The 22,964-nt window shown below is 53.6% G+C and carries 25 protein-coding genes; 5 read left to right on the top strand and 20 right to left on the bottom strand.

The annotated features are described in order from the left end of the window. Position 1: 1 nt before the first annotated feature. The 5 genes from KNP81_RS06190 to KNP81_RS06170 form a co-directional block, all read right to left on the bottom strand. The gene (locus tag KNP81_RS06190) at positions 2 to 517 is read right to left on the bottom strand and encodes a GNAT family N-acetyltransferase (RefSeq protein WP_214719301.1); all 516 of its coding nucleotides are present in this window, start codon (positions 515 to 517) and stop codon (positions 2 to 4) included. A 133-nt stretch (positions 518 to 650) separates the two neighbouring features. Further along, positions 651 to 1,079: a hypothetical protein gene (locus KNP81_RS06185; RefSeq protein ID WP_214719299.1), complete on the bottom strand. Its 429-nt coding sequence runs from the start codon at positions 1,077 to 1,079 to the stop codon at positions 651 to 653. Further along, the gene (locus tag KNP81_RS06180; RefSeq protein ID WP_214719297.1) at positions 1,076 to 1,495 is read right to left on the bottom strand and encodes a YwiB family protein; all 420 of its coding nucleotides are present in this window, start codon (positions 1,493 to 1,495) and stop codon (positions 1,076 to 1,078) included. Before KNP81_RS06180 ends, KNP81_RS06185 begins: the two co-directional genes overlap by 4 nt. A 186-nt stretch (positions 1,496 to 1,681) precedes the next feature. Next, positions 1,682 to 2,341, bottom strand: coding sequence for a Type 1 glutamine amidotransferase-like domain-containing protein (locus KNP81_RS06175; RefSeq protein ID WP_214719295.1), 660 nt, complete (start codon positions 2,339 to 2,341; stop codon positions 1,682 to 1,684). A gap of 95 nt (positions 2,342 to 2,436) precedes the next feature. After that, complete coding sequence (locus tag KNP81_RS06170; RefSeq protein WP_285800917.1) at positions 2,437 to 4,146, bottom strand: glycoside hydrolase family 13 protein; 1,710 nt, start codon at positions 4,144 to 4,146, stop codon at positions 2,437 to 2,439. 213 nt (positions 4,147 to 4,359) lie between these two features. Between KNP81_RS06170 and KNP81_RS06165 the strand changes: the two genes are divergently transcribed. Together KNP81_RS06165 and KNP81_RS06160 are read left to right on the top strand one after the other, a co-directional pair. After that, the gene (locus KNP81_RS06165) at positions 4,360 to 4,824 is read left to right on the top strand and encodes a GNAT family N-acetyltransferase (protein WP_214719294.1); all 465 of its coding nucleotides are present in this window, start codon (positions 4,360 to 4,362) and stop codon (positions 4,822 to 4,824) included. 47 nt (positions 4,825 to 4,871) lie between these two features. After that, the gene (locus KNP81_RS06160) at positions 4,872 to 5,636 is read left to right on the top strand and encodes a MerR family transcriptional regulator (RefSeq protein ID WP_214719292.1); all 765 of its coding nucleotides are present in this window, start codon (positions 4,872 to 4,874) and stop codon (positions 5,634 to 5,636) included. 26 nt (positions 5,637 to 5,662) lie between these two features. Here KNP81_RS06160 and KNP81_RS06155 read toward each other — a convergent pair whose 3' ends face one another. From KNP81_RS06155 to KNP81_RS06130, 6 genes are read right to left on the bottom strand one after another with little or no spacing between them, the layout of a single operon-like run. After that, positions 5,663 to 6,316 (bottom strand): hypothetical protein, encoded by a 654-nt coding sequence (locus KNP81_RS06155; protein ID WP_214719290.1) that lies wholly within the window; start codon positions 6,314 to 6,316, stop codon positions 5,663 to 5,665. 35 nt (positions 6,317 to 6,351) lie between these two features. Further along, positions 6,352 to 7,353, bottom strand: a complete 1,002-nt coding sequence (locus KNP81_RS06150) for a polysaccharide deacetylase family protein (protein ID WP_214719288.1) — start codon at positions 7,351 to 7,353, stop codon at positions 6,352 to 6,354. A 19-nt stretch (positions 7,354 to 7,372) separates the two neighbouring features. Further along, a complete protein-coding gene (locus KNP81_RS06145) occupies positions 7,373 to 7,957 on the bottom strand; it encodes a hypothetical protein (protein ID WP_021066075.1) in 585 nt (194 codons plus the stop codon). A 12-nt stretch (positions 7,958 to 7,969) separates the two neighbouring features. Then, on the bottom strand, positions 7,970 to 9,112 hold the full coding sequence (locus KNP81_RS06140; protein ID WP_214719282.1) for a DegT/DnrJ/EryC1/StrS family aminotransferase: 1,143 nt from the start codon (positions 9,110 to 9,112) through the stop codon (positions 7,970 to 7,972). Beyond that, positions 9,109 to 9,951, bottom strand: coding sequence for an NAD-dependent epimerase/dehydratase family protein (locus KNP81_RS06135; protein ID WP_214719281.1), 843 nt, complete (start codon positions 9,949 to 9,951; stop codon positions 9,109 to 9,111). The genes KNP81_RS06140 and KNP81_RS06135 overlap by 4 nt, the downstream gene beginning before the upstream one ends. Before the next feature lie 29 nt (positions 9,952 to 9,980). After that, positions 9,981 to 11,900, bottom strand: a complete 1,920-nt coding sequence (locus KNP81_RS06130) for a polysaccharide biosynthesis protein (RefSeq protein ID WP_214719276.1) — start codon at positions 11,898 to 11,900, stop codon at positions 9,981 to 9,983. A 420-nt stretch (positions 11,901 to 12,320) separates the two neighbouring features. Between KNP81_RS06130 and KNP81_RS06125 the strand changes: the two genes are divergently transcribed. Further along, entirely contained in the window at positions 12,321 to 13,073 is a 753-nt protein-coding gene (locus tag KNP81_RS06125; RefSeq protein WP_214719271.1) for a homing endonuclease associated repeat-containing protein, read from the top strand. Positions 13,074 to 13,112: 39 nt separating this feature from the next. Here the strand turns inward: KNP81_RS06125 and KNP81_RS06120 are convergent, their stop codons facing one another. The 4 genes from KNP81_RS06120 to speE all read right to left on the bottom strand — a co-directional run bounded on the left by KNP81_RS06120 (position 13,113) and on the right by speE (position 16,345). Beyond that, positions 13,113 to 14,063: a sodium-dependent bicarbonate transport family permease gene (locus KNP81_RS06120; RefSeq protein ID WP_214719269.1), complete on the bottom strand. Its 951-nt coding sequence runs from the start codon at positions 14,061 to 14,063 to the stop codon at positions 13,113 to 13,115. 193 nt (positions 14,064 to 14,256) lie between these two features. Next, a complete protein-coding gene (locus KNP81_RS06115; RefSeq protein WP_021066069.1) occupies positions 14,257 to 14,625 on the bottom strand; it encodes a Na-translocating system protein MpsC family protein in 369 nt (122 codons plus the stop codon). Positions 14,626 to 14,627: 2 nt separating this feature from the next. Beyond that, entirely contained in the window at positions 14,628 to 15,509 is an 882-nt protein-coding gene (gene speB / locus KNP81_RS06110; RefSeq protein WP_214719267.1) for an agmatinase, read from the bottom strand. Continuing rightward, positions 15,506 to 16,345 carry a polyamine aminopropyltransferase gene (speE, locus tag KNP81_RS06105; protein WP_029594637.1) on the bottom strand — a complete coding sequence of 280 codons (840 nt, stop codon included), beginning with the start codon at positions 16,343 to 16,345 and terminating at the stop codon, positions 15,506 to 15,508. Before speE ends, speB begins: the two co-directional genes overlap by 4 nt. A 205-nt stretch (positions 16,346 to 16,550) precedes the next feature. Between speE and KNP81_RS06100 the strand changes: the two genes are divergently transcribed. Next, positions 16,551 to 17,471, top strand: coding sequence for an EAL domain-containing protein (locus KNP81_RS06100; RefSeq protein WP_251130283.1), 921 nt, complete (start codon positions 16,551 to 16,553; stop codon positions 17,469 to 17,471). A 39-nt stretch (positions 17,472 to 17,510) separates the two neighbouring features. Here KNP81_RS06100 and KNP81_RS06095 read toward each other — a convergent pair whose 3' ends face one another. Further along, a complete protein-coding gene (locus KNP81_RS06095; protein WP_214719266.1) occupies positions 17,511 to 17,648 on the bottom strand; it encodes a hypothetical protein in 138 nt (45 codons plus the stop codon). Between the two features lie 138 nt (positions 17,649 to 17,786). Between KNP81_RS06095 and cls the strand changes: the two genes are divergently transcribed. After that, on the top strand, positions 17,787 to 19,310 hold the full coding sequence (gene cls, locus KNP81_RS06090) for a cardiolipin synthase (protein WP_353048078.1): 1,524 nt from the start codon (positions 17,787 to 17,789) through the stop codon (positions 19,308 to 19,310). On the opposite strand, the gene KNP81_RS06085 is transcribed toward cls, so the two are convergent. From KNP81_RS06085 to KNP81_RS06070, 4 genes are all read right to left on the bottom strand, one after another. Next, positions 19,286 to 19,819 carry a TVP38/TMEM64 family protein gene (locus KNP81_RS06085; RefSeq protein ID WP_214719262.1) on the bottom strand — a complete coding sequence of 178 codons (534 nt, stop codon included), beginning with the start codon at positions 19,817 to 19,819 and terminating at the stop codon, positions 19,286 to 19,288. The genes cls and KNP81_RS06085 overlap by 25 nt on opposite strands. 61 nt (positions 19,820 to 19,880) lie before the next feature. Further along, entirely contained in the window at positions 19,881 to 21,143 is a 1,263-nt protein-coding gene (locus KNP81_RS06080) for a dicarboxylate/amino acid:cation symporter (protein ID WP_214719255.1), read from the bottom strand. 158 nt (positions 21,144 to 21,301) lie between these two features. Continuing rightward, the gene (locus KNP81_RS06075; protein WP_214719253.1) at positions 21,302 to 21,805 is read right to left on the bottom strand and encodes a YwhD family protein; all 504 of its coding nucleotides are present in this window, start codon (positions 21,803 to 21,805) and stop codon (positions 21,302 to 21,304) included. Between the two features lie 57 nt (positions 21,806 to 21,862). After that, positions 21,863 to 22,915 (bottom strand): DUF871 domain-containing protein, encoded by a 1,053-nt coding sequence (locus KNP81_RS06070; RefSeq protein ID WP_214719251.1) that lies wholly within the window; start codon positions 22,913 to 22,915, stop codon positions 21,863 to 21,865. Between the last annotated feature and the right edge of the window lie 49 nt (positions 22,916 to 22,964).

The raw sequence follows: 22,964 nt of genomic DNA, 5'->3' as shown, positions 1-22,964 counted from the left end.
GTCATCCTTTCAGTTCAATCCAAAACCGCTCGACGATTTTCCCGCCTTCCGCTGTGAACGGTGTGTCCGGTATTCCTCCGTTATTCAAGATGACTTGGCGTGACGCCACGTTCGTCCGGTCACACGTAATCAACGCCCGCTCAATCCCGAGTTCTTTCGCTTTCTCGAGCGCGAGCTCGAGCTGTTTCGTTGCCAGACCGCGTCCACGTGCGCTCGGCTTGATGCCGTAACCGATGTGGCCCCCAAAGTTGAGGAGGTTGTCATTCAATTCGTGGCGGATATTCGCCGCCCCGAGCAACTCGTCCCCGTCCGTCAGCCAATACGTCGTGCTCGGCACCCAACTGAGGTTGTTCACCCGTATCTCTTTATCACGAATCTGTTTGACGTACGACGCAAAGTCAGACGCGTCGCGGTCGACCGCGTTCGGGACGATCGTCTCTTCCCGCTCCCGCCACTCCTTTAAAAATTCGAGTACTTGCGCTTGTTGCGCCATCGTTGTTTTGACGAGCTGTAGCATCTGACGTCCCCCTAATTGATTGGTCTCTCTTCATCATAACGAAGCCGATTCACGTTGAAAACAGACGTTCCTGTGACGAGATGTCGCCTTTTTCATAGAATCATCTAGCAAAAAACCCGCAATCGATTGCGGGTCAGTCTTCTAATCCTAGTCGTTTTGGCATCTGTGGGGCGAGCGTACGGGCCTCGTCTAAACGGCCAGCCTCGACGAGCGTGTGGAACCGTAAAAATTCCTCATGTGTCGCGTCACCGATGGCCGCCAAATAATCGATATAGCGTTCGTACGCCGACTTGTCTTCCGGCCGCGCCTCGATCAACGCGACGTAAAGCCGGACCGTATCTTCTCCATAAAGAAGCGGGAACTCATCGTTCAACTGGAGCAACTTGTCGACCGAGTCCATATCGACACCGGTCTCGTTGTCATAGTGCCCGACGACCTGCTCAGCATGGTCCTCGAGGCGGCCACGCCACTCTTCATACTCGTCCTCGTTCGTCTCGAGCATCTCGAACCAATCCTCGTTCAACATCTCTTCAATCTTTTTCACGCGTTCTGCAAAATTCATGCGAACTCTCCTCCTTCAAACGTCCATGTGACGTCGACGTCATAATTTCCCGCCATGTCTTCGTTCATCGATAACTCGTAGACGAAGCGGCAACGGCCGTCCGCGACATCGAGTCGCTCTGTCGTCGTCGCCATCGTCATCGACATATATAGGTTTTTATATAGGCTTTGCGTCAAACGTCCTTCGATAAAGGAATGATTCATCTCGATCGGTCCTTTACAGATGAGCGCGAGCCGGCCTGTCGTATATTTGATTGTCGTCGGAACGACACCGTCTTCCCGTTCTTGATCGAACGTCAAGATGAAGCCGGTCTTCAATTCATAATAGAGCCCCTCGGCTTGCAGCTCGATCGGTTCCGCGATCTCACTGATCGTCGTCTTTTGGCGCACACGTACGCGTTTCGGTTCAATTGCCATGATGATTCCCCTTTCCGCTGTCCCATCGTACCATATCTCGCGAACGGTCCGGAATCGGTAACTTTTTCTTTCCCGGTTCGCACGCGCTTCACACGTCGGGCCCGATCAATTTTATATTATGTGCGTGCAAGAAGTCCGCTTCAAGCAAAAGACCGCGGATGTGATCATCCGCGGCCGTTCGTTCCGTTAAAACTTCAGCCAATTCCCTTCCGAAATCACGTCTACACGCCCGTCGACGACTCGAATCGCCGTCTCGTCATCGATGGCGTAGCTCGGCCCAGCCAACATGCCTGCCCATTCGGTCGCATGCTCGGACGTGTTCTCCGGCAACATCTCATGATCGAGGTGAGGGAAAATCGAAAAATCGACGTAGCCTAGCGTCTCATCGCTTTGCACGCCTGGCGCCTGCCAACCGACAAACGCCTCCCCGATTCTCGGGGTCATAACCATGCTGCCGGCACTCAAACCGACATAGACGCCATTCCAATCCGGTAACAGCTGCGAGACACCGGACTGCTTCATCCAATAATGCAAGAACAGTGGGTCGCCTCCGTTGACCAACAACACATCCGCCTCGTCGAACGCCGGTCTCCAAACCGTTTCATCAAGACTTGGGAGGGCACTCAATTCGAGGACCCCGACCGACTTCCACCCTAACTCACACATCGGCGTCGAGAAATCACCGTTGAAAAAGTTCCACGCGTGATTCGTCCCACCCGGCAACGCGTAAATCGCGGTCGGGATGCACAGGGCGGTACACTCCTCAATCGGTTTCCCTAACAACTCGAGTAACGTTTGTTTAATCCGGTCATTTTTAATCCCGGCCGATGTCAGTAACAGTCTCATTCCAACCCCTCCTCGTCTTGTCTATATATGAATTCGTGCTCTCTCGTCATTTCCCTGTACGCAAAAAAAAAGACAGGGAATGTCCCTGTCTTCGATTAACTCATTTTATAGACGCGCCCCTCGAACGGCTTCAAGTGGACGAGTGTCGTCTCATCATGCGGCTCGAGCGGCATATTTTGCAAGACGACGTCTTCCGAGCGAAGCGTGAGCTCCGTCGCAAAGATGGCTTCTTTGCCCGTCAAGTTCGTCATGACGAGGTATTGCGAGTCACCGAGCGTGCGCGTGTACGCGTAAATCTCCGGGTGTTCCGGCAAGACGATGTCATACGTCCCGTAAACAAACGTCTCGTCTTGCTTGCGAAGACGAATCATCTCTTTATAGAAATTGAGAATCGAGTCGTCGTCTTCGAGCTGGGCGTCGACGTTGATGTCCGTGTAGTTCGGGTTGATGCCGAACCAAGGCGTCTCGGCGAACGTGAAGCCCGCGTTCGGGGCATCGCTCCACTGCATCGGTGTGCGCGTGTTATCACGTGACGAGTTCCACGTGATGTCCATCATCTCCTCATGGCTCTTGCCATGTTCGAGACCGATGTAATAGCGGTTTCGTGTCGCGATATCATCGTACTGGTCGATCGAGTCGAACTTCACGTTCGTCATGCCGATCTCTTGGCCTTGATAGATGAACGGCGTCCCTTGCATGAGGAAATACATCATCGCAATCGATTTCGCGCTCTCTTTCCAATAGCGCTCGTCATCACCCCATGACGACACGGTCCGTGTCTGATCGTGGTTCTCGACATAGAGGGCGTTCCAGCCGTCTTCTTCGAGACCTTTTTGCCATTTCGTCAGGACGTTCTTCAAATGGACGACGTCGAGCTTCGACTCGGCGTCTTCGCGCCAAAGACCCATGTGTTCGAATTGGAACACCATGTTCATCTTGCCTTCCTTCTCGCCGACCCAAAGGTGAGCGTCGTCAGGCGACACGCCGTTCGCTTCCCCGACCGTCATGATGTCGTGCTTGTTGAACGTCTCGTCGCGAAGCTCTTCCAAATAACCGTGAATCCCATCGACGTTCATGTGCATCTCGAACGATGGCACGAAGTCGAGGCCTTCTGGGTTCGGCAAATCGCCGAACGATGGATGTTTGCGGATGTGGCTGATTGCATCGACACGGAAGCCGTCGATGCCTTTGTCGAGCCACCAGTTGATCATGTTATAGATCGTCTGGCGCATCTCGGCGTTCTCCCAGTTCAGGTCCGGTTGTTTCTTCGAGAAGACGTGCAAGAAATATTGCTCCGTCGTCTCATCGAACTCCCAGGCCGACCCGCCAAAGATTGACTCCCAGTTGTTCGGTTTCGAGCCGTCGGGTTTGCCGTCACGCCAAATGTACCAGTCACGCTTCGGATTGTCTTTCGAGCTCTTCGATTCGATGAACCATGGGTGCTCGTCCGACGTATGGTTGACGACGAGGTCGAGCAACAACTTCATGCCGCGTGCATGGACTTCCGTCAACAGTCGATCGAAATCTTCCATCGATCCGAACTCGTCCATGATGTCCTGATAGTCGCTAATGTCATAGCCGTTGTCATCATTCGGCGACTTATACATCGGACAAATCCAGATGACGTCGACGCCGAGGTCTTTCAAATAGTCGAGCTTATCGATGATGCCTTGGATGTCGCCGATTCCATCGCCGTTCGCATCGTAGAAGCTGCGCGGGTAGATTTGATAAGCGACGGCTTCTTTCCACCAGTTTCGTTTCAGTGTTTTCGTTTGTGTGTGTTGGTCACGTTGTAAAAGTTGCATGTCTCAATGATACTCCCTTATCCCTAAACTCACTGCGCATCCTATATACTAATATCAGTGCTGTTCTCTCTATATCGCATTAGCGCAATCGTTTGCACGATGCACTACGTTTATCTTAACAAAAATTCGAAATCAATACAAAGAGTGTTTCAACAGCTTACTCACCGTGTACCCTACACGAATTTGAAATGAAATGAAAGTGAGGCGACTTATATGATTCGTTTGGCCACACAGGCCGATCTTTCGGCAATCGATCAACTAATTTTAAAGAAAGCCCAAGCTTTTCAGGCAGCCGGAAAAACGCAATGGGTGAAATATTTGGAACCGAGCCGGACCGATTTTGTGACTCATGACGTCACGAACGGGACCGTGTATGTATATGAAACAAATGGAACCATCACCGGGTCGGTCAGTTTGATTCCGCCGACGGCTTGGGATGAGAATTTATGGGACGATTCCCGGGGGGCCGTCTATTTACATCGGCTCGTCGTCGACGACCGAATGAAAGGCCAACAAATCGGCGAACAGCTGATGCGTCATGCACTCGCAGCAACGTCGGACCGGATTCGCCTCGACTGCGTCGCCACGAACTCTTTTTTGAACGCCTATTATCCCCGCTTCGGCTTCCGGTACATCGGCGAACGGGATGGTTTTTCTTTGTTTGAAAAAGAGGCTTGACCTTGACGCGACGTCAACGTGTACGCTGAATCCAAGGAGGTGAGGACATGTATACGATTCAACAGCTCGCCACGCTCGCTGGCACGACCACACGGACGCTACGGCACTATGATGCGGTCGGTCTGCTTGTTGCCGAGCGTGACGTCAACGGGTATCGCCGTTACTCGTCACAGGACGCCGAGCGGTTGCAGTCGATTCTGCTGTATCGTTCGCTCGACTTTCCACTCGAGACGATTCAGGCGTTGCTCGAAGCCGAACCGTTCGATCGGACCCGTGCCCTCAAGGAGCAGGTGACCGCGCTGCGCGCAAAGGCCGCCTATTTCGCGACACTCGCCGAGACGGCGGAATCGACGCTCACCTCACTGAGAGGAGGAATTTCAATGGAAGACAAATCGTTGTTCAACGGTCTGTCGTTTGACGAACTGAAAACCCACGAAGCGAAACACGAGCCCGAGGTCGTGGAACGTTGGGGCGAGAGCGAGGCGTACAAGACGTCACGTGCGCGCGCCGACAAGCGCTCGAAAGAAGACTGGGAAGCTCTCAGTCAACAGCAAGTCGATCTCGTCAAACCGCTGGTCGACTTGTTCACGGCCGGTGTCCCGGTCGAAGACCCACGTGTCCAAGCGGCCGTCCAGGCGAACCACATGTTCATCAACGACCAGTTTTATGACTGCTCGCTCGACATGTTCAGCGGACTCGGACAGATGTACGTCATGGATGAGCGTTTCACCGCATTCTATGACAAGTACGCCCCAGGACTTGCCGTCTACTATAATGACGCCATCCAACACTATTGCATCACCCAAAGCTAAACGGCCAAAGCATCACGCTTTGGCCGTTATTTCGCCGTTCGGCGGTCATAGACATCTTCCTTTAACAGCAACTCGATTTGCCGTCTCAGGAGGGGCAATACGGTCGTGAGCTGTAAATACGGGTACGTGGCAAAATTATCCGTCCCGCCGATATAGAGCACGGCCCGGTCGACCACGGACCAGCCCCGCTCGGTCCACTGTTCGATTCGTGCCTCACAGACGTCCGGTTTGGCCCGGAACGCCCAGTATGCCTCAATTTGCCCTTCGGCGATCGTCGGTTTGACTGTCAGCACCGGACAGTCGAATCGGGCGAGGACACTCGGGTCAATCGGTCCCGTTTCATGGGTGACGATCAGTTGTGGATCGAGACGATCGAGCCACATCGTCGTCTTCGCATCGTTTAATGAAGTGACCCGCAGGATGTGATGGAACGGAATCGGCTCGTCGTTCAACGGATAGCGACCTTTCAATTCTCGAATCCGGGCCCGGCTGGATACGCGCATGAGAGGCGACATCGACCGGACATAGGCGTGCGTCAGCCAATGGTTGAGCGATTCGGGTCGATGCTCGCTCGGACCATCTTCTCGAATCACATGGGTCACCCCTAGGTTGCGAATCGCCTGATAGACGTAGGCGGATGTGCGATGTTCCCCGATAAGTAACACGATGGGTCGACCCATGGCGTTTCCCTCCTTCCATTTTCCTAACACAACGCTCATCCGTGACGCTCCTGCGTCGAGACGACGACCGGACGGCACCGGTCAGCCACTTCTTCCATCGATAAACTTTCGAATTGGTATGTCTGGTGGAGCTTCTCATAATGAGCGACGATTTCGCTCAACATCGCCATATTTTCCGATAAGTGCTTCCCGAAGTTATGCGGGTGCCACCAGAGATGGAACACTTGTCCGGTCTTGGCCGCATGCGTCATGCTGCGCTTGATACGACGCAATTTGAGACGGTCGAGGAAGCGGAGCGGCGGCACGTACGGACGGAGGAAGCGGCTCGAAGGTACGTTATACGGAGAGGACTGGCGAATGGATTCCCATGAGACGGTGTGATGCCCGGTCAAGTTCACGTAGGCGTCCAACAGTCGAAGGGCCCGTCGGCCTAACCCCTCATCCCCTCTCGCATCGGCCCGATAAATGTAATGGGTCTCATTGCCGCGATAGACATCGATGCCGACCTCTTGAGCTGCCTTGAAATGCGCCGGACTCGATTGGTTACGTGGATAGACGATACTTTGAATCGGGACATCCCGCCGTGCCGCCACACGCTTCGCCGCCTCAAGGTCGGCCTTGAACGCCTCGATGGTCACACCTTCCTCGAGACAAGAGAGATGGCAATACGTATGAGTTCCAATCGTTTGGCCAGGGGTGGCGATGATTTGATCGACGAGTGACTTCCCGAAGTGATACGGATCGGTCGCCTCGTCCGCCCCAACGTGCTGCATCCAGTTGTACGAAGAATATTCGGGATGACGGTACGCCGGCTGAATCGTCGGCAAGTCTTTCAACAGTTCCGCTTTCGTCTCATAGAACAGGAAGCCGACGGTCGCCCACGTCACATGAATCTGATGCGCGGCGAACAATTCGAGCAGGCTTGGAACGACTTGCCGTACTCCAAGTAGATTCTCGCCATACGCCTCGATCGTCGTGCCGTCAAACGTGACCCAGTTCAATTCGAAATCTAACGAGATGACAAATGCTCCGTTCATCGCGATTCCTCCTCCATGTTCACTTCTTTCCATCACACGACTCACGAAGCTCCAACTCGGCGAGTGCCCGTTTCCAAGAGCCATACCGCCGCGATATTTTGGCAACACTCGGTCGTTTATGTTGTTTGGCCCATTTCTGATACGTGACGGCGTTGAATGGGACCACGACCCGGCTTGCTTCGAGTAACGATTGGACGATTTCTGCTTTTTCACGTTCTGGTTGGACGGTAAAATGGAGTTCTTCTAAACGCTCAACCGTTTTCACGGCCAGACTCCAAGACCCGAAGTGGGAAATAATATCACCTAGGGAAGGGGCGACTTGACCTTTGGCCCATTGTTGATAGTGGGTGCTCGTCAATCTCCCTTCCTGTTCAAGTGCGAGCCGAAGCGCTGCGATGAGTTCTTGTTGGGTATACTGTTTGCGGGATTCGACGAGCCCGGCCGCTTTTAACGCACCGGTCCATGACCCATAAAAATTGAGAACGTCGAGGAACGTCGGGACGTCTCGGTCTCGGCTCCAGAGCTGATATTGTTTGACAGTGAGGGTCGGAGTCAGAGATGCAGCGGCTCGAAGCGACTGGATAATCTCTGCTTCCCGGTTCATCGTTCGTCCTCCTCAGACACTTTGTTCGGTCACGATTGTACGTGTATCGAGTACCGTCTGGATGACTTGCTGTTGTTCTCCGAGCGTCAAATCAGATCCCGACGGAAGACAGATGCCGTTTTCGAAGAGTCGGCGACTGACGTCTTCTCCGTCGACCGACACGTATTCTGCATCGCGGTAAACGGGCTGTAAGTGCATCGGCTTCCAGACGGGACGCGATTCAATCCCGGCCGTGGCGAGCCGCTGCATCAATGTGTCACGATGCAATTCGGTTTGGTCCAATTGCATGGCCGTGAGCCAACGGTTGGCCCGTGAATATGGGACCTCTTGTTGATACGTCGTCCCAAGTTGCCGGAACATGCGCTCGTAGCGGGCGAAGACTCGACGTCTCGCTTGGACGCGCTGTTCAATCACTTCGAGCTGTCCCCGACCAATGCCGGCCGAGACATTGCTCAATCGATAGTTGTAACCGACTTGTTCATGCTCATAATGCGGCGCATCTTCCCGGGCTTGCGTGGCCAACTTGAGCGCTAACTGTTTCGTTTCCGCATTCGGCACCATGAGCATGCCGCCGCCTGAGGTCGTGATGATTTTGTTGCCGTTGAACGAATAGAAGCCGATGTCGCCAATCGTGCCCGTCATCTGCCCGTGCCATGTCGAACCTAGTGATTCGGCCGCATCTTCAATCAACGGGACACCATACTCGCGGCAAATATGGCGAATCTCACCTATTTTCGCGACGACGCCATAGAGATGCACGACGATGACTGCTTTTGGAAGTTTCCCTTTCGTCGCCGCTTGGACGAACGCTTTCCGGAGCGCGTCCGGCGACATGTTCCACGTCGTCGTTTCCGAATCGATAAAGACCGGGATCGCCCCGACATAACGGATCGGGTTGACCGATGCCACGAACGTGAGCGATTGACAGAAGACTGTGTCATTTGTCCCGACACCGAGGGTAAGTAGCGCTAAATGGAGGGCGGCCGTGCCTGAGCTTGTCGCCAAGGCGTGAGGATGATCCGCATATGCGGCCACTTCCGCTTCAAACGCATTGACGTTCGGGCCGAGCGGCGCGATCCAATTGCTCGCGAACGCCTCTTCGATATAAGCCATCTCACGTCCGGACATGTGCGGCTTCGATAATAAGATGTTCATTTGATGCCCTCCTTCATCATGTTTTTATACGAGATATGCCAGTCGACGACTTGCTCGAGCCCTTCAAACAGCGATGTACTCGGGCTAAAGCCAATCAAAGTATCGAGCGTCGGGATGTCCGACTGCCGGAGCACGGATGTGCGCATCGGCAACGACGTCTTGGCCGATTTGTTGAGGATGTGCCCAATATCGGACAGTAACGTTTGAACGATCACGTAGTCCGAGGCTGGAATTTGAAAGTAGCCGACGGGCGACAGCCCTGTTTGAATCAAACGCAATAGTCGAACGACCGACTCAACGACGTCATCGATATAGGAGACGTTGATGATATCCGTCGCATAATAACCGGAAAGACGGACGCCGCGGTCGACGGCGACAATCGCTTTGGACACGAGTGTCGAGGCGTCATCCCAAGGTCCGAAGACGTCTTCCGTGAATAAGTGGATGGCGGGATCTTCTTCGCTCACTTCCTTTACCGGGAGGTCGAACGTGATGAACGACTCGAGTGGGACTCGTGTCGTATGCAGCGCGATGTACCGCTTCATCAACTCGTATCGTTCGAGCGGGTCGTCGACGGTACGGGTCGAACATAGGATGATGTGGCGTGGTTCATGTCGCTTCAAGATGCTGCGCATGACCGTCTTGTTCGCGAGTGTCGTGCGAATCAACTGAAACTGCGGGTGCGTCAGGACGTAGAGACGTTGTTTGGCAATTCTCGTCTTGTGCCGCCCTTCATCGTCGATTCCGACGACGTCAAACCCTTCCTGTAACAGTCGACGTGCCAGATGGAATCCTTGAAAGCTGGCGACGCCGACGATGATCACTGTTTGATCGACCATCGTTCTCCCCTCCTCGCTCGTAGTGGCGTTCAGTTCCCATCGGCGAGACGTGATGCGGCGATATGAGGACGCATCCGTTTCACCCCGTGTGTGAACAGCCGTTCGACGTCTCGATCGAGGTCGTCGCTGTTGGCGATGAACAGCAACAGATACATCAACGCGTCACGGTCATCGCGGAACGTTTCAATCAAATGCAAGACAGAGGAGACGGTCTTGAACGACCGGGTCCGACCGACGAAGATTTTTGGGAAGACGTTCGCTTCCGGACCGAGCTCACTTTCGGCCAACAGTTCTTCATACAACTTCTCACCAGGACGAATCCCAGTGACCTCGATTCCAATCTGATCGGTCGTGAATCCGCTCAACTCGATCATCTTTTTCGCCAAATCGATGATTTTGACCGGGTCACCCATATCGAGCACGAACACTTCACCACCTCGCGCTAAGACGCTCGCTTGAATGACGAGGCGACTCGCTTCCGGAATGGTCATGAAGTAACGGGTCATCTCGGGATCGGTGACGGTGACCGGACCCCCGCGTAAAATTTGTTCTTTAAACAGCGGGACGACCGAGCCACGGCTGCCGAGGACGTTGCCGAAGCGGACGACCGCAAAAATCGTATCACTGACACGAGCTTTCTCTTGGACGACCATCTCGGCAATTCGTTTTGTCGAACCCATCACGTTCGTCGGATTGACCGCCTTGTCCGTCGAGATCATGATGAAGCGATTCACTTTGTGCCGGGCCGCGACGTCGACCATATGTTTCGTCCCGTAAATGTTGTTTTTGACGGCTTCGAGCGGATTGTCTTCCATGAGTGGAACGTGTTTGTGGGCGGCGGCGTGATAGACGATGTCCGGTTTATACATCCGGAACACTTCTTCAAGCCGGGCCTCATCCTGCACATCACCGATGACGGGATAAAGCACCGTGTCCGTCCCGAGTTCGCGCAGCTCGCGTTCAATCAAGTAAATACTGTTCTCGCCGTGACCGAGGAGAATCATTTCAGCCGGGGCAAATTTGATGAGCTGACGGCACAGTTCCGAACCGATGGATCCGCCGGCACCCGTGACGAGTACCGTCGCTCCTTCCACATGACTAGAAATTCCAGATATGTCCAACTGGACCGGTTCTCGGCCTAGCAAGTCTTCGATTTTCACTTCGCGGATTTCACTGATGGAGACCTTCCCGGTCGCGAGCTCCGAGATCATCGGTAACGCATGGGACTCAGCACCCGTCTTCTCAATCCGCTTGAGCAAGGCAAGTCGTCGCGCATAGGACAGGCTTGGGATGGCCAAAATCACGACTTCAATCCCGTGCTCTTGGATGATGCGCTCTAAATCGTCCGTTACCCCGAGCACTGGAACACCGTGCACGTAAAGCGACTGTAAGTGCGGGTTGTCATCGAGTAGACCGACGACGCAGAGGACGGTCGTCCGATGTTCTTTCAACTCACGGACGATCAACTGGCCCGAATCACCAGCCCCGATGATGAGCGCTTTTCGTCCGGGATGATTGGAGTGCGGTTTGAACACATCGAATACGTGGTTGCGGGCCAGGAATCGCGTGAACAAAATCAAGTTGAAGGCGAGCAACCCTTGGACAGCGATGATCATGCCGAGCCCTGCCCCGAAGTGGAACTGGTTGTAGGCGTACAACACCAAGTCACTGCTCAGTAAGGCGATAGCGACTTGTTTCATCTCATGGACCGAGGCGTAACGCCAGTCGATACGATGGATTTTTAACACCGTCCCGACGAGACTGAAGCTGATGATTTTGATACCGACCATCATCAACATTTCGCTCGATTCGAGCGCCGCGTACGACGTAATCGTCGAGAACAGCAATTCAAACGTCGCATAGAGCACAAATGAGACGATCAAGATGTCAAGACATAAGAACAGCAAATTCCGTTGATTCTTCCGATACACGTTCACAAGTGTTGCCATGGTAGTTCGCACCTCCAAGAGTCTGAGTTGTTCGTTCGTGGTGTGGGTTGGAATGCGCAAAAGATGCGTCGATGCTAGTAAACTACCCGACTCTTCTCGACAAATTTAAAGATAAAACAAGCTTTTTCTCATGAACGACACAGATGGCAACAAAGGAGTTCACGAAATTATTATCATGATTTCTTTCACATAATGAATAATTGTCGGACAAACGGGAAATGGGAATATACATAACCCGAATTGGGTATCGTTTACATTATCTTGAATTTCGTCTAAAACATCATGTAAGGAGGGAAACATCGATCGCACGCATTCTTTTTGACTAGCTCGTTGACTCTTCAACCAATACAAGCTGTTCATTCACACCAAGAGACCTTCCGAGACGCTCGCTGCGTCTCCCTCCAAAGGAGAGACACCAAGATGAAAAAATGGACACGCCCTCAAATCGTACAAGCGTTGCAGTTAGCTGCTCAAGAACATGCCGAGCTCGATTCGAAACGGTACAGCGTTTGGTCGCAAACCAAAAACGTACCGTCCCTTTCCACCGTTATCCACCAGTTCGGGTCTTGGCGCGAAGCACTCGTCGCCGCCCAAATTCAAATGTCGTTCCATTACTATTCAGATGAGGATATCCTTCAGGCATTGAATCAAGCCGCTGAGGAACTTTCGCTCTTCACGAGCCAAACGTATCGGGAGTGGTCGAAAGTGACACGTTCCCCGTCGCTGACGTTAATCAGCAGCCGGTTCGGCTCTTGGTCGAACGCGCTCCGGGAAGCCAAACTTCAGACGACCGCGGCGAAAAACAATGAAGAACGGATTATCCAAGCGTTGATTGAAGCGTCCGAGGAACTCGAACGTCTCACATCTCAGCATTACGCCATCTGGGCCCAAGAGCGCGGCTATCCGACGGTCGCGACCATCGCCCGGAAGTACGGGTCATGGAGCTACGCCTTGTTCGTCCTCGATATCGCCCCACCGAAGCGGAAATGGGATGAAGAAGATGTCATCGAGGCGCTTCGGGTCGCTAGACAAGAGTTGTCTCACTTCAGCATCCTCCATTATCGGAAATGGGCCGAAGGACGAAACGTGCCGAGCACATCGACCATCAACGCCTTATTCGGCAGTTGGACGGCGGCGTTAAAATGTATGGAAGAACAAAAAGTGAATCAATAAAAACAGGCCCGGTCTCAACTCGTGAGAACGGGCCTGTTTTCAGGTGACGATTGAAATGAATAGCGGGATGCCGACGAGCAGATTGAACGGGAACGTGACGGCGAGGGCGAGCGTCAAATAAAACGACGGTTCCGCTTCGGGCACCGACGCCTGAAGCATGGCCGGGGCGGCGATATATGACCCGCTCGCGGCGAGCGTCATGAAGAGAATCGTCCCCCCGTCCGACAGTCCGGCCATCCCGGCCGCGATGTAACCGATGACGGCCCCGACGAGCGGAAACGTCATGCCGATGACTAAAAACTTGAGGCCATAGGACGGCACCGCCTTCAACTGATGACCGACCTTGACGCCTAGGCTGAGCAGGAACAAGAGCAAGACGCCCGGGAACAAGTCGATGAAAAACGGTTCGAGCGCTGATGTATCCGGTGTGACGATTCCGACGACGAGACCGGCCAACAACAGCAGGATGCTCTTCGAGAGCAGACTGTCGCGGATGACCGTGAACGATTGAGTCGGGGCCGCCGTGATCCCGAGGACCCGGCTCTGATTGTATAGCAACAGCGCGACGACAAGACCCGGAATCTCGAGCACGACGACGAGCGTCGTCATGAACGGTTCATAGACGATACCGAGACGTTCGAGTTGGGCCGTCGCGGCGACGTACGTCACGAGCGATACCGAGCCGAACGTGGCCGCCATGGCAATCCGTTCCGGGAACGTGAATTTGAGTAGCGCGCCGAACCCGAAAGCGACGAGCGGCAAGATGATGCCGACGACGAGCGTCACTGCTAGCGGGAGCGCCAACTCGTCCATCGACACCGAGGCGAGCCCGATTCCCCCTTTCAACCCGATGGCGAGCAGTAAATACAAGTTGAGCGTGATGCTGAGCGACTCCGGGATTCGTAAATTTGATTTGCCTAGAGCAGCGATCACACCGGTCACGAATAGGAGCACCGGGGCGCTCGTCAATAAAAACGTCAATAGTTCCATACATTTCCTCCTAGACGACAAAAGCGCACACCAAAGAAAGGTGTGCGCTGCATGCCGACGGCTCGAACATGTTCGCTCCGTCTAGCCGACAACTGTCGGATGTGTAGTTGTTCAGCTCCGGGTCAGGACGAAGGGGATGTCTCGCGGACACCACCCATCCTGAACCGTCTCTGCTTCTAGTGTAAAAACGTCGTCACGGCTTGTCAATCCCGTTCTCCCACGGTGCATCGAGTCGAAAGACGATGAGGCGTTCCCCTGTCTTCGTGCTGATGTCCGTATGGAGCGAGACGAGTCGCCGCCCGAGTACGTCGTGCACGATGGCCTCGAGCTGAGGCCGACCGGATTCGACGAGGTTGTTGCGGTACTTCTTCAATTGCTCGCGTCCGGCCGATTTGGCGGCCAGTTCGTACTCGGCCGGGGTCAAGACGCCTTGGAGCGTCACGATCGCCAGGTCGCGGAGCAAATCTGCTTTACACGTCAAGGAACCGCGTCCGAGATACTCTTTCTCCCATTGGGTGATGCGAGCACTCAGCTCCATCTCGAGCTGACCTTTTTTCGGCATCGTTACTTCACGAACCCGATCATCATCTCGCGAAGAATCTTCGCGGCGGCGATGGCCGTCATGTCCGACTGATCGTACGCCGGTGACACTTCGACGAGGTCGGCCCCGATGACGTCGACGTCAGCGTTCGCGATGGCGTGGACCGCTTCAAGCAATTCTTTCGTCGTGATGCCACCGATCTCTTGCGTTCCCGTTCCCGGTGCAGAAGATGGGTCGAGGACGTCGATATCGATCGTGACGTACACTTTCTTCCCGGCGAGCGTCGGCAACACACGTTTGAGCGGTTCGATCACTTCATATTTATACATGTTATAGCCGACTTCTTTGACCCAGTCGAACTCTTCTTTCATCCCAGAACGAATTCCGAACGAGTAGCAGTTCGATGGCCCAATCAAGTTGGCCGCTTTTTTGAGTGGTGTCGAGTGCGACAACGGCTCGCCTTCGTATTCGTCACGGAGGTCCGTGTGCGCATCGAAGTGAAGAATGACGAAATCGTCGCCGTATTGATCATGCATCGCCTTGATGACCGGCCAAGTGACGAGGTGTTCCCCACCCATACCTAGTGGGAACTTGCCTGCTTGAATGACGTCCTTGACGAACGACTCGATCATGTCGAGCGACTTCTGAGCATTCCCGAACGGAAGCGGGATGTCACCAGCGTCATAGACGGCGGCTTCACTCAAATCTCCGTCCAAATACGGGCTGTACTCTTCAAGCCCGATTGAGACTTCACGGATTCGGTTCGGACCGAAACGTGATCCTGGACGGAAACTGACCGTCCAGTCCATCGGCATCCCGTAAAGGACCGTCTTCGCGTCTGCGACTTCTGGCAGGCTCGCGATAAACACTTTGCCTGAATAGGCTTCATCGAAACGTTTAATCATTTCGTCAAGTCCTCCACGAATTTAGGAAGGACGAATGCTGCATTGTGAAGCTTCGGCGTGTAGTACTTCGTCTCGATGTCGTGGAAACGCTCCGGAGCCACTGCTTCCGGGTCATACTGCTTCGAACCGATTGTGAATGTCCACATGCCGCTTGGGTACGTCGGTACGTTCGCTGTGTAGAGCTTCGTGATCGGGAAGATTTCTTTCACGTCACGTTGGACTGTCTGGATGAGCTCTGGCGTGAACCATGGGTTGTCCGTCTGCGCGACGAAGATTCCATCGGCTTTGAGCGCTCTCGAGATTCCGGCGTAGAATCCTTTCGTGAACAAGTTGGCCGCTGGGCCGACTGGTTCTGTCGAGTCGACCATGATGACGTCGTACTCGTTCTCAGACTCGGCGATATGCATGAAGCCGTCGCCGACGATGACTTCAACGCGTGGGTTGTCGAGTTCGCCTGCGATATTTGGTAAGTATTTCTTCGAATATTCAATGACTTTCCCGTCGATGTCGACGAGAACTGCTTTTTCGACTGATGGGTGTTTCATAATCTCACGGATGACGCCGCCGTCTCCACCGCCGACTACGAGCACATGCTTCGGATTCGGGTGCGTGAAGAGTGGGACGTGAGCCACCATCTCGTGATAGACGAATTCGTCCTTATCCGTCGTCATGACCATTCCGTCAAGTAACAACATTGTTCCGAACTCGTCCGTTTCGACCATTTCTAGTCGTTGAAACTCCGTTTGTTCGCTCTCATAAACGTGGTTTACACGGAACGTGATTCCGTAATCTTCTGTCTGGTGCTCCGTAAACCATAATTTTAATTTTTGGTCCATCGATAGAACCCCTTTCTGATTAAAAAGTTGTTCGTATGCGAGTGGCGTTTTGAGGCGCTTCTTATTCATACGATAGGAAGTATACAAAAACTACCCGCAATTTGCACGATTTTTTTATTTATTTGTCCTGCCATGTGAGTTTTATGTGAGTTTTATCCGATAAAGTATAGAGAGAGTACTTTAATCATTCGAAAGGAGGGATCTTATGTGGTCTCCGTGTACTGCCTGCTCTACGAACATCCCATTTTTTGAACGAGGCCTTGTCGTCGTCAACGACACTTTCCATCCGTATGAATCGTTAGATGAATTAACCGCACACCTTTCCACCGTCGAGGAGGACGTCTATTGCGTCGATCAAGTGACGAAACGGCAAACCGCAATCATCTCGGCCAGCAATCTGCTCGAACAGATTGCCAACCGCGATACGATCGAACTCATTCAACACGGTGAATTCGAGAGCCATCTGCAACCAATCGTCCATCTCGATACCGGTGAACGATTCGGTTACGAAGCGTTACTCCGCAGTCGCAATAACGTCTCTCCCGGAGAACTGTTCCGCGCGGCCAACCGTTTCGGCCTGCATTCCAAGCTTGACCAGCGCGCTCGCGCCGAGGCCATTAAAGCGACCTATCATGCCGTCGCCCCGCACGAAAAGACGTTCATCAACTTCTTGCCGTCGACGATTTATAACCCGGACTATTGTCTGCAACACACGTTCGAGATTATCGATCAATACGGGCTCAGTCCCGACCGTTTCATCTTTGAAGTCGTCGAGACGGAAAAAGTACAAGACGTGGCCCACTTGCAGCACGTGTTCTCTACATATAAGAAGCGCGGCATGAAAGTCGCCCTCGACGATGTCGGGGCCGGTTTCTCGACGCTCGATATGTTGAGACGCCTCAAACCGGACTATGTCAAAATCGATCGGTCGTACATCTCGTTTTGCGATCAAGATGCCGAAAAACGGACATTCTTGAAAAATGTACGTCAATTGACCAAATCGATGGACATCACGATTCTGGCTGAAGGCATCGAACGCGCCGAAGAAGTCGATGTCTGTCGTGAACTCGGATTCGACCTCGCCCAAGGCTATTACTTTGGCAAACCGTCCCCGTATTCGCTTTGACGCAATGAAGGCCTAGAGCATACGCTCTAGGCCGTTTTTTTAATCTTCTTCTTCATCCATATCTTCTTGCATTTCCGTATCTTCATTGTTCATCGGTTCTTCGTCTGCTCCCCCGCAAGCCCCGAGAATGATGCCTGTCGCCAAGAGCGACGCGGCCAATGCACCTTTCTTCTTCATCGCTAACACCCCTTTTACGTTGTGTCGTACAGTTACGATAATTCCCTTCGCCCATATCGTGAAACGTAATTTTAGATTAACAATGTGTAAACGGTGGAATGAATTCAGTGATGACAACTGAACAGAAAGAAGGTGTACGTGTTGAAACGACGCGTCTGGCAACTCCTCACCATGATTGTACTCGGCCTCTTCCTTCTCCTCGCCCTCTATTCTGTGGACGGATTGATCCCATTCCTGATTGGTCTTGCGATCGTGGCGCCGCTCCTCGTCGGCTGGCATATTTTATTCGACCAGGTCCAACCGCAGGCCAAGCTTGCTTGGCTACTCGCCGTCCTGTTCATCCCGTTCCTCGGCGCCCTCGCCTGGGTACTATTCGGACGGACACCGCGACGCCACCGTCGGATCAAACGGACCTCGACCGAGATTCGCATGTTCCGCCAAGCGATTGAAGAGGAGCGCGTCGAGACGTCCAACGACGTATCCGATCGTTATCCGCTCACGCGCACGCTCGAAAAACTCGGGGCGACCGGCGCGGATGGCCACACGTCGACGAAACTACTCGTCAATGGCGAGCAAAAATTCGATGCAGTGATTAAAGATATCGAGCAAGCGACCCACCATATCCACGTCCAGTATTATCTGTTCCGGACTGACGAGATTTCGATGAAAATTCGCGACGCCCTGATTAAGCGCTCCAACGAGAACGTCACCGTCCGCTTCTTATATGACGGGCTCGGCAGTCAGGAAATCAATGAAGACTTCATCGAACCGCTCCGCGAGTCGCGTGTCCACGTCCAAGCATTCGACCCGGTCGTCCATCCGCTCCTCGTGTTTAACGCCAACTTCCGTAACCATCAGAAGTTGATCGTCATCGACGGACGGATCGCTTATACGGGTGGCCTGAACGTAGGTGATGAATATCTAGGTAACAATAAAAAACTTGGCTTTTGGCGCGATACGCACCTGCGCCTCGAAGGGCCGCTCGTCCGCGAACTGCAGCGCCTGTTCGTCGAGAATTGGCTATATGCCGGCCATGAGGACGACAAAGAGACGTGGGACTTATTTGCCGACAGCAAACACTTACCGGAATACTTTATCGATGAGCCACAACAAGAAAACGGGGCGACGCAACTGCTCGTCACATCTCCTGGGAAAGACGTGACGATTCGAGACGGGCTCATGGCTCTGTTGATGCAGGCGAAGGAATCGATTTGGATGACGACCCCTTACTTGATTCCGCCTCCCGAAATGCTCGCGCTGTTAGAAGTCGCCGGCAAGCGCGGCATCGACGTCCGAATCGTCGTCCCCGGAAAAGGAGACGAATGGTTCAGTTTCCATGCGACCGAGTATTATTTTGAGCAATTGCTCAAACGGAACATCCGGATTTATAAATACAATCGTCATTTTATCCACGCAAAAACCGTCCTCATCGATGGCAAGATTGCGCTCGTCGGGACGGCTAACTTTGATTTTCGGAGCATGTATTTGAACCATGAGATGACTATCGCCCAGTTCGAGACGTCATCCATTCAAGAGTTGCACGAAGCGTTCTTGAACGACTTCGATGAATCGATTCTCGTCGACTGGTCGATGATGCGTAAGAAATCGAACGGCAAACGCTTCGTCGAAGCGTTCTGTCATATTCTCTCGCCGCTCCTCTGAGACAAACGCCACACGACGTATAAAACGGCGAGCACGGCGACGAGTACGAGTTGCCATCCGCTCGCCACGGTCAGGACGGCCGTGAAAGCGAGCGCCTCCATCAAGAGCGCCGGGACCTTCCCCACCGTGCTTGCCAAGGCGAACGACGGGAGCGACATCCGGCTGAAGGCGGCCGACAGTGTGACGAGACCGGACGGCACGAACGGTAGCAGCCGGAGGCTGAGGACGAGGAACCACGCCTCGACGCCTTCCGCCTCACGGAGACGCCTCAGCCGCTTCCCGTCCGGTGACGTGTAGCGATGGAGCGCCCGGCGATACAAGATGAAGCTGAGTACGGCACCGAATGCCTCACCGACGATAGAGACGGCGACACCCGGTCCGAAGCCTAGAATCTGGACGTTCAGCGCCGTTAAAAACGCGCTCGGTAACACACCGGCGATGGCTATGATGCTGTTTAAAATGATGCTGACCACGATAAACAGCGGGATCGGCAGAACTTCCCATTCCATTCGTTAAACCCTCACTTCATTTGAAAAGGCTGGCCCGGTATGAACCGGGTCAGCCTTTAGGTTATTTTGCGTCCACTTCATCCCACGAGTCTTCATCGACAGCAGGAAGATGCTTCTCTTCGAGTTTCGAGACGACGACCGCACACGCGGCGTCACCTGTAATATTGACCGACGTCCGGAGCATATCGAGGACACGATCGACACCGATGATCAGGGCGATCCCTTCGACCGGTAAGTTGACCGACTGCAAGACGAGCGCGAGCATGACAAGTCCGACACCTGGTACGCCCGCCGTCCCGATTGAGGCGAGTACGGCGGTGATGACGACCGTCACGAGTTCAGCCATCGTCAAATCGGTAGCAAACACTTGCGCAATAAAGATTGTCGCGACCCCTTGCATGATGGCCGTCCCGTCCATGTTGACCGTCGCACCAAGCGGTTGGACGAATGACGAAATCGAGCGCGGAACGCCGAGTTTCTTTTGAGCCACTTCCATCGACACCGGTAACGTCGCGTTCGACGACGATGTCGAGAATGCGAATGTCATCGCCTCGTAGAAGTTTTTAAAGAAGAAAATCGGATTCATTTTCCCGAGGAGGGCGACTGCGCCACCGTACACAACGACCGAGTGCAAGACTAACGTGAAGACGACCGCAAACATGTACCATGCCATCGCTTGAACGGCTGCAAAGCCGATGCCACCGATAGCCGAAGCGATCAAGGCGAATGCACCATACGGCGCGAGCTTCATGACCAAGTGAATCAAATACATCATGACTTGGTCGCCTTGTTTTACAAAGCGTCGCCAAGTTTTCGCTTTATCACCGAGTGCAATCAAGGCAAATCCGATAAATGCCGCGAAGACGATGATTTGAAGCATGTTGCCTTCTGCGAGCGCTTGAATCGGGTTTGTCGGAATCATGTTGACTAACGTCTGCACGATGTTTGATGACTCTTCCGAACCTGATGCATCGAACTCAAGACCTGTCGTCGGGAAATCGCCACGTTCTCCAGGTTTTACAATCGAGGCCACACCAAGTGCCAACACGATGGCGATTGCTGTTGTCGTTAAGAAGAACAAAATCGACTTCGTACCGACGCGTCCAAGTTCTTTCGGATCCCCGAGACCCATGACGCCAAGAATGATCGAGAAGAAGACGATCGGGACGACTAGCATTTTAATCAAGTTTAAAAATACGGTTCCGACCGGCGATAGAAGATACGTGTTCGTCACATCGTAAATGTTGCCTGGCAATCCAGCCAATCCTAAACCAACGGCCACCCCCAACAGGAGGCCAATCATAATTTTCTTAGTTTCACTCATCGTGTCACCCTTTCTCTTTTACACAGTGTGTTTAGTATAGCATAATGCTGAATATTCATACAATTACGCCAATGTCACAATTCTGTAACATGTTGGCGATAATGAGTACGTCTCAAACGAAAACAAAAAAGATTGGAGACCAGGACGGTCCAATCTTTTCACTCGGCTTGAAGACGCGCGAGTTCGGTCTGAAGTTCGGTCGAATGCTCCCAAATTTCCGGACGATGTGCTTGTAGGAACATCGCGAGCACGTTCCGTGACGGTTCGTCCATCATCTCGATGAGAATCCGGCCTTTCAGAGATTTATCCATTTGGTTGACGTGATACGGCAATAACTTGTAACCACGGCGCGCCTCGAGGTCAATCGACATGTCACAAGCCGCGACACCCCCGTAATAGAACCCTTCCGGCTTCCGCCCGACCGTCACCCAGACGATCCAGTACGGTTTACCATTCGGCACCGCTTCTGGATCCGTCAAAAATTTGATGCGTTTCTCGATCGCCGATTTGGCATGCATGGCCCCCATATCGATGACCGCGGTCCCCGCCTCGACATCGATGATGACGGGAGACATATTGTTCAAACTGAGCGAACCGACCCCAAAACCGCCGTGGCCATCGGTCGAATCGTCAGCGACGATGTTAAAATTAATCTCTTTCATGGCATTCCCTCCCTCTCTACTGTACACAAAGACGAGGGAATGTGGCAATCCGGAACGTCAACACCACTCGATTCGAAACTTCGTGCCCGGTCCGATCGATTGGATGAGCGGCCGGTCTGCCTCGATGACGCGCCCAAGGACGTTGATCCGATCGTCTGCCACCAAATCGCGTTTTGTGATTTGCAGCTCACCGGCATAGCGCCCGTACTTCGCATTATCGACCGTGATCGTTCCGAGCGGACGCGGTCTTGCTGCCATCGGCTCGAACAAGCGGTCCCCCGGACGTCCATAGCCCCTCGATTCGACCGAACGGACGACGTCACGTGCCGGGTCCATCCGGTTCGTCTGGACGCGATAGAAGGCGGCCTCAATCGTCGTCTCCGCTTCGGCCCGAAGAACGAGCATTTTGTCGGCGTGTGAGGCGAACTGTTCAATCGTCTCATCGGTGAGTCCCGGGTCGCCGATTAAGATGCGATCGACTGAATCCATGAGGTCCATGTAGCAGGCGAACGTCGACAACAGGCGATGGTCCTCGAGCGTCGGCAGCCGTTCGAACAGCGGTCCTCGGAGTGTCCCGTCACCAGGGATGAACGCCTGGACGCTCAACCCTTGCCGCTTCAGCCAATCGTTCTTGGCATCGAACCAGTTACGATCGAGCCCCGTCTCCGGGCGCGGATAGAAGTTGTGCCACGCCTCGACGTTGTCCGTCACGAGGCCGTGTTGCTTCATCTCTATGAGTTCCGCTTCAGACAGCGTGCTCGCGTTCAAGGCGACCGTCATTCGGGTCGACAAGTCGGCGACTTGTTTCGGCGTCACGCCGTAATCGACGCGCAGCCCCGTCACGCCCCAATCGAGAAGTGTATGGGCATCGTCCCACGTCTTGCCGAGCGCGGCGAGCGACGTCGGTGCGATATCCGCAAACAGTTCCATGTCGAGTTCTCGTGCGAGCGTCCCGAGGTCACGAAGCCGTTCCGCATACACCGACGTGTCGTCCTCGGGGATATGCAGTGACGTGAACATCGAGGTGAAGCCAATCTCGCGCATGCGTCCGACCCATATCTTGAACTGCGGTGTGAGCGGTTCGCTCAAATAAACCGATAATCCCTTCATCAGAAATTCCTCCTCATCAAATGAAAAGGCGACTCCAAAGAGCCGCCTC

This window comes from Exiguobacterium sp. s149, assembly GCF_018618395.1.
GTDB classification, from domain to species: Bacteria; Bacillota; Bacilli; order Exiguobacteriales; family Exiguobacteriaceae; genus Exiguobacterium; species Exiguobacterium chiriqhucha.
This window is presented reverse-complemented; position numbering and strand designations above follow the sequence as displayed.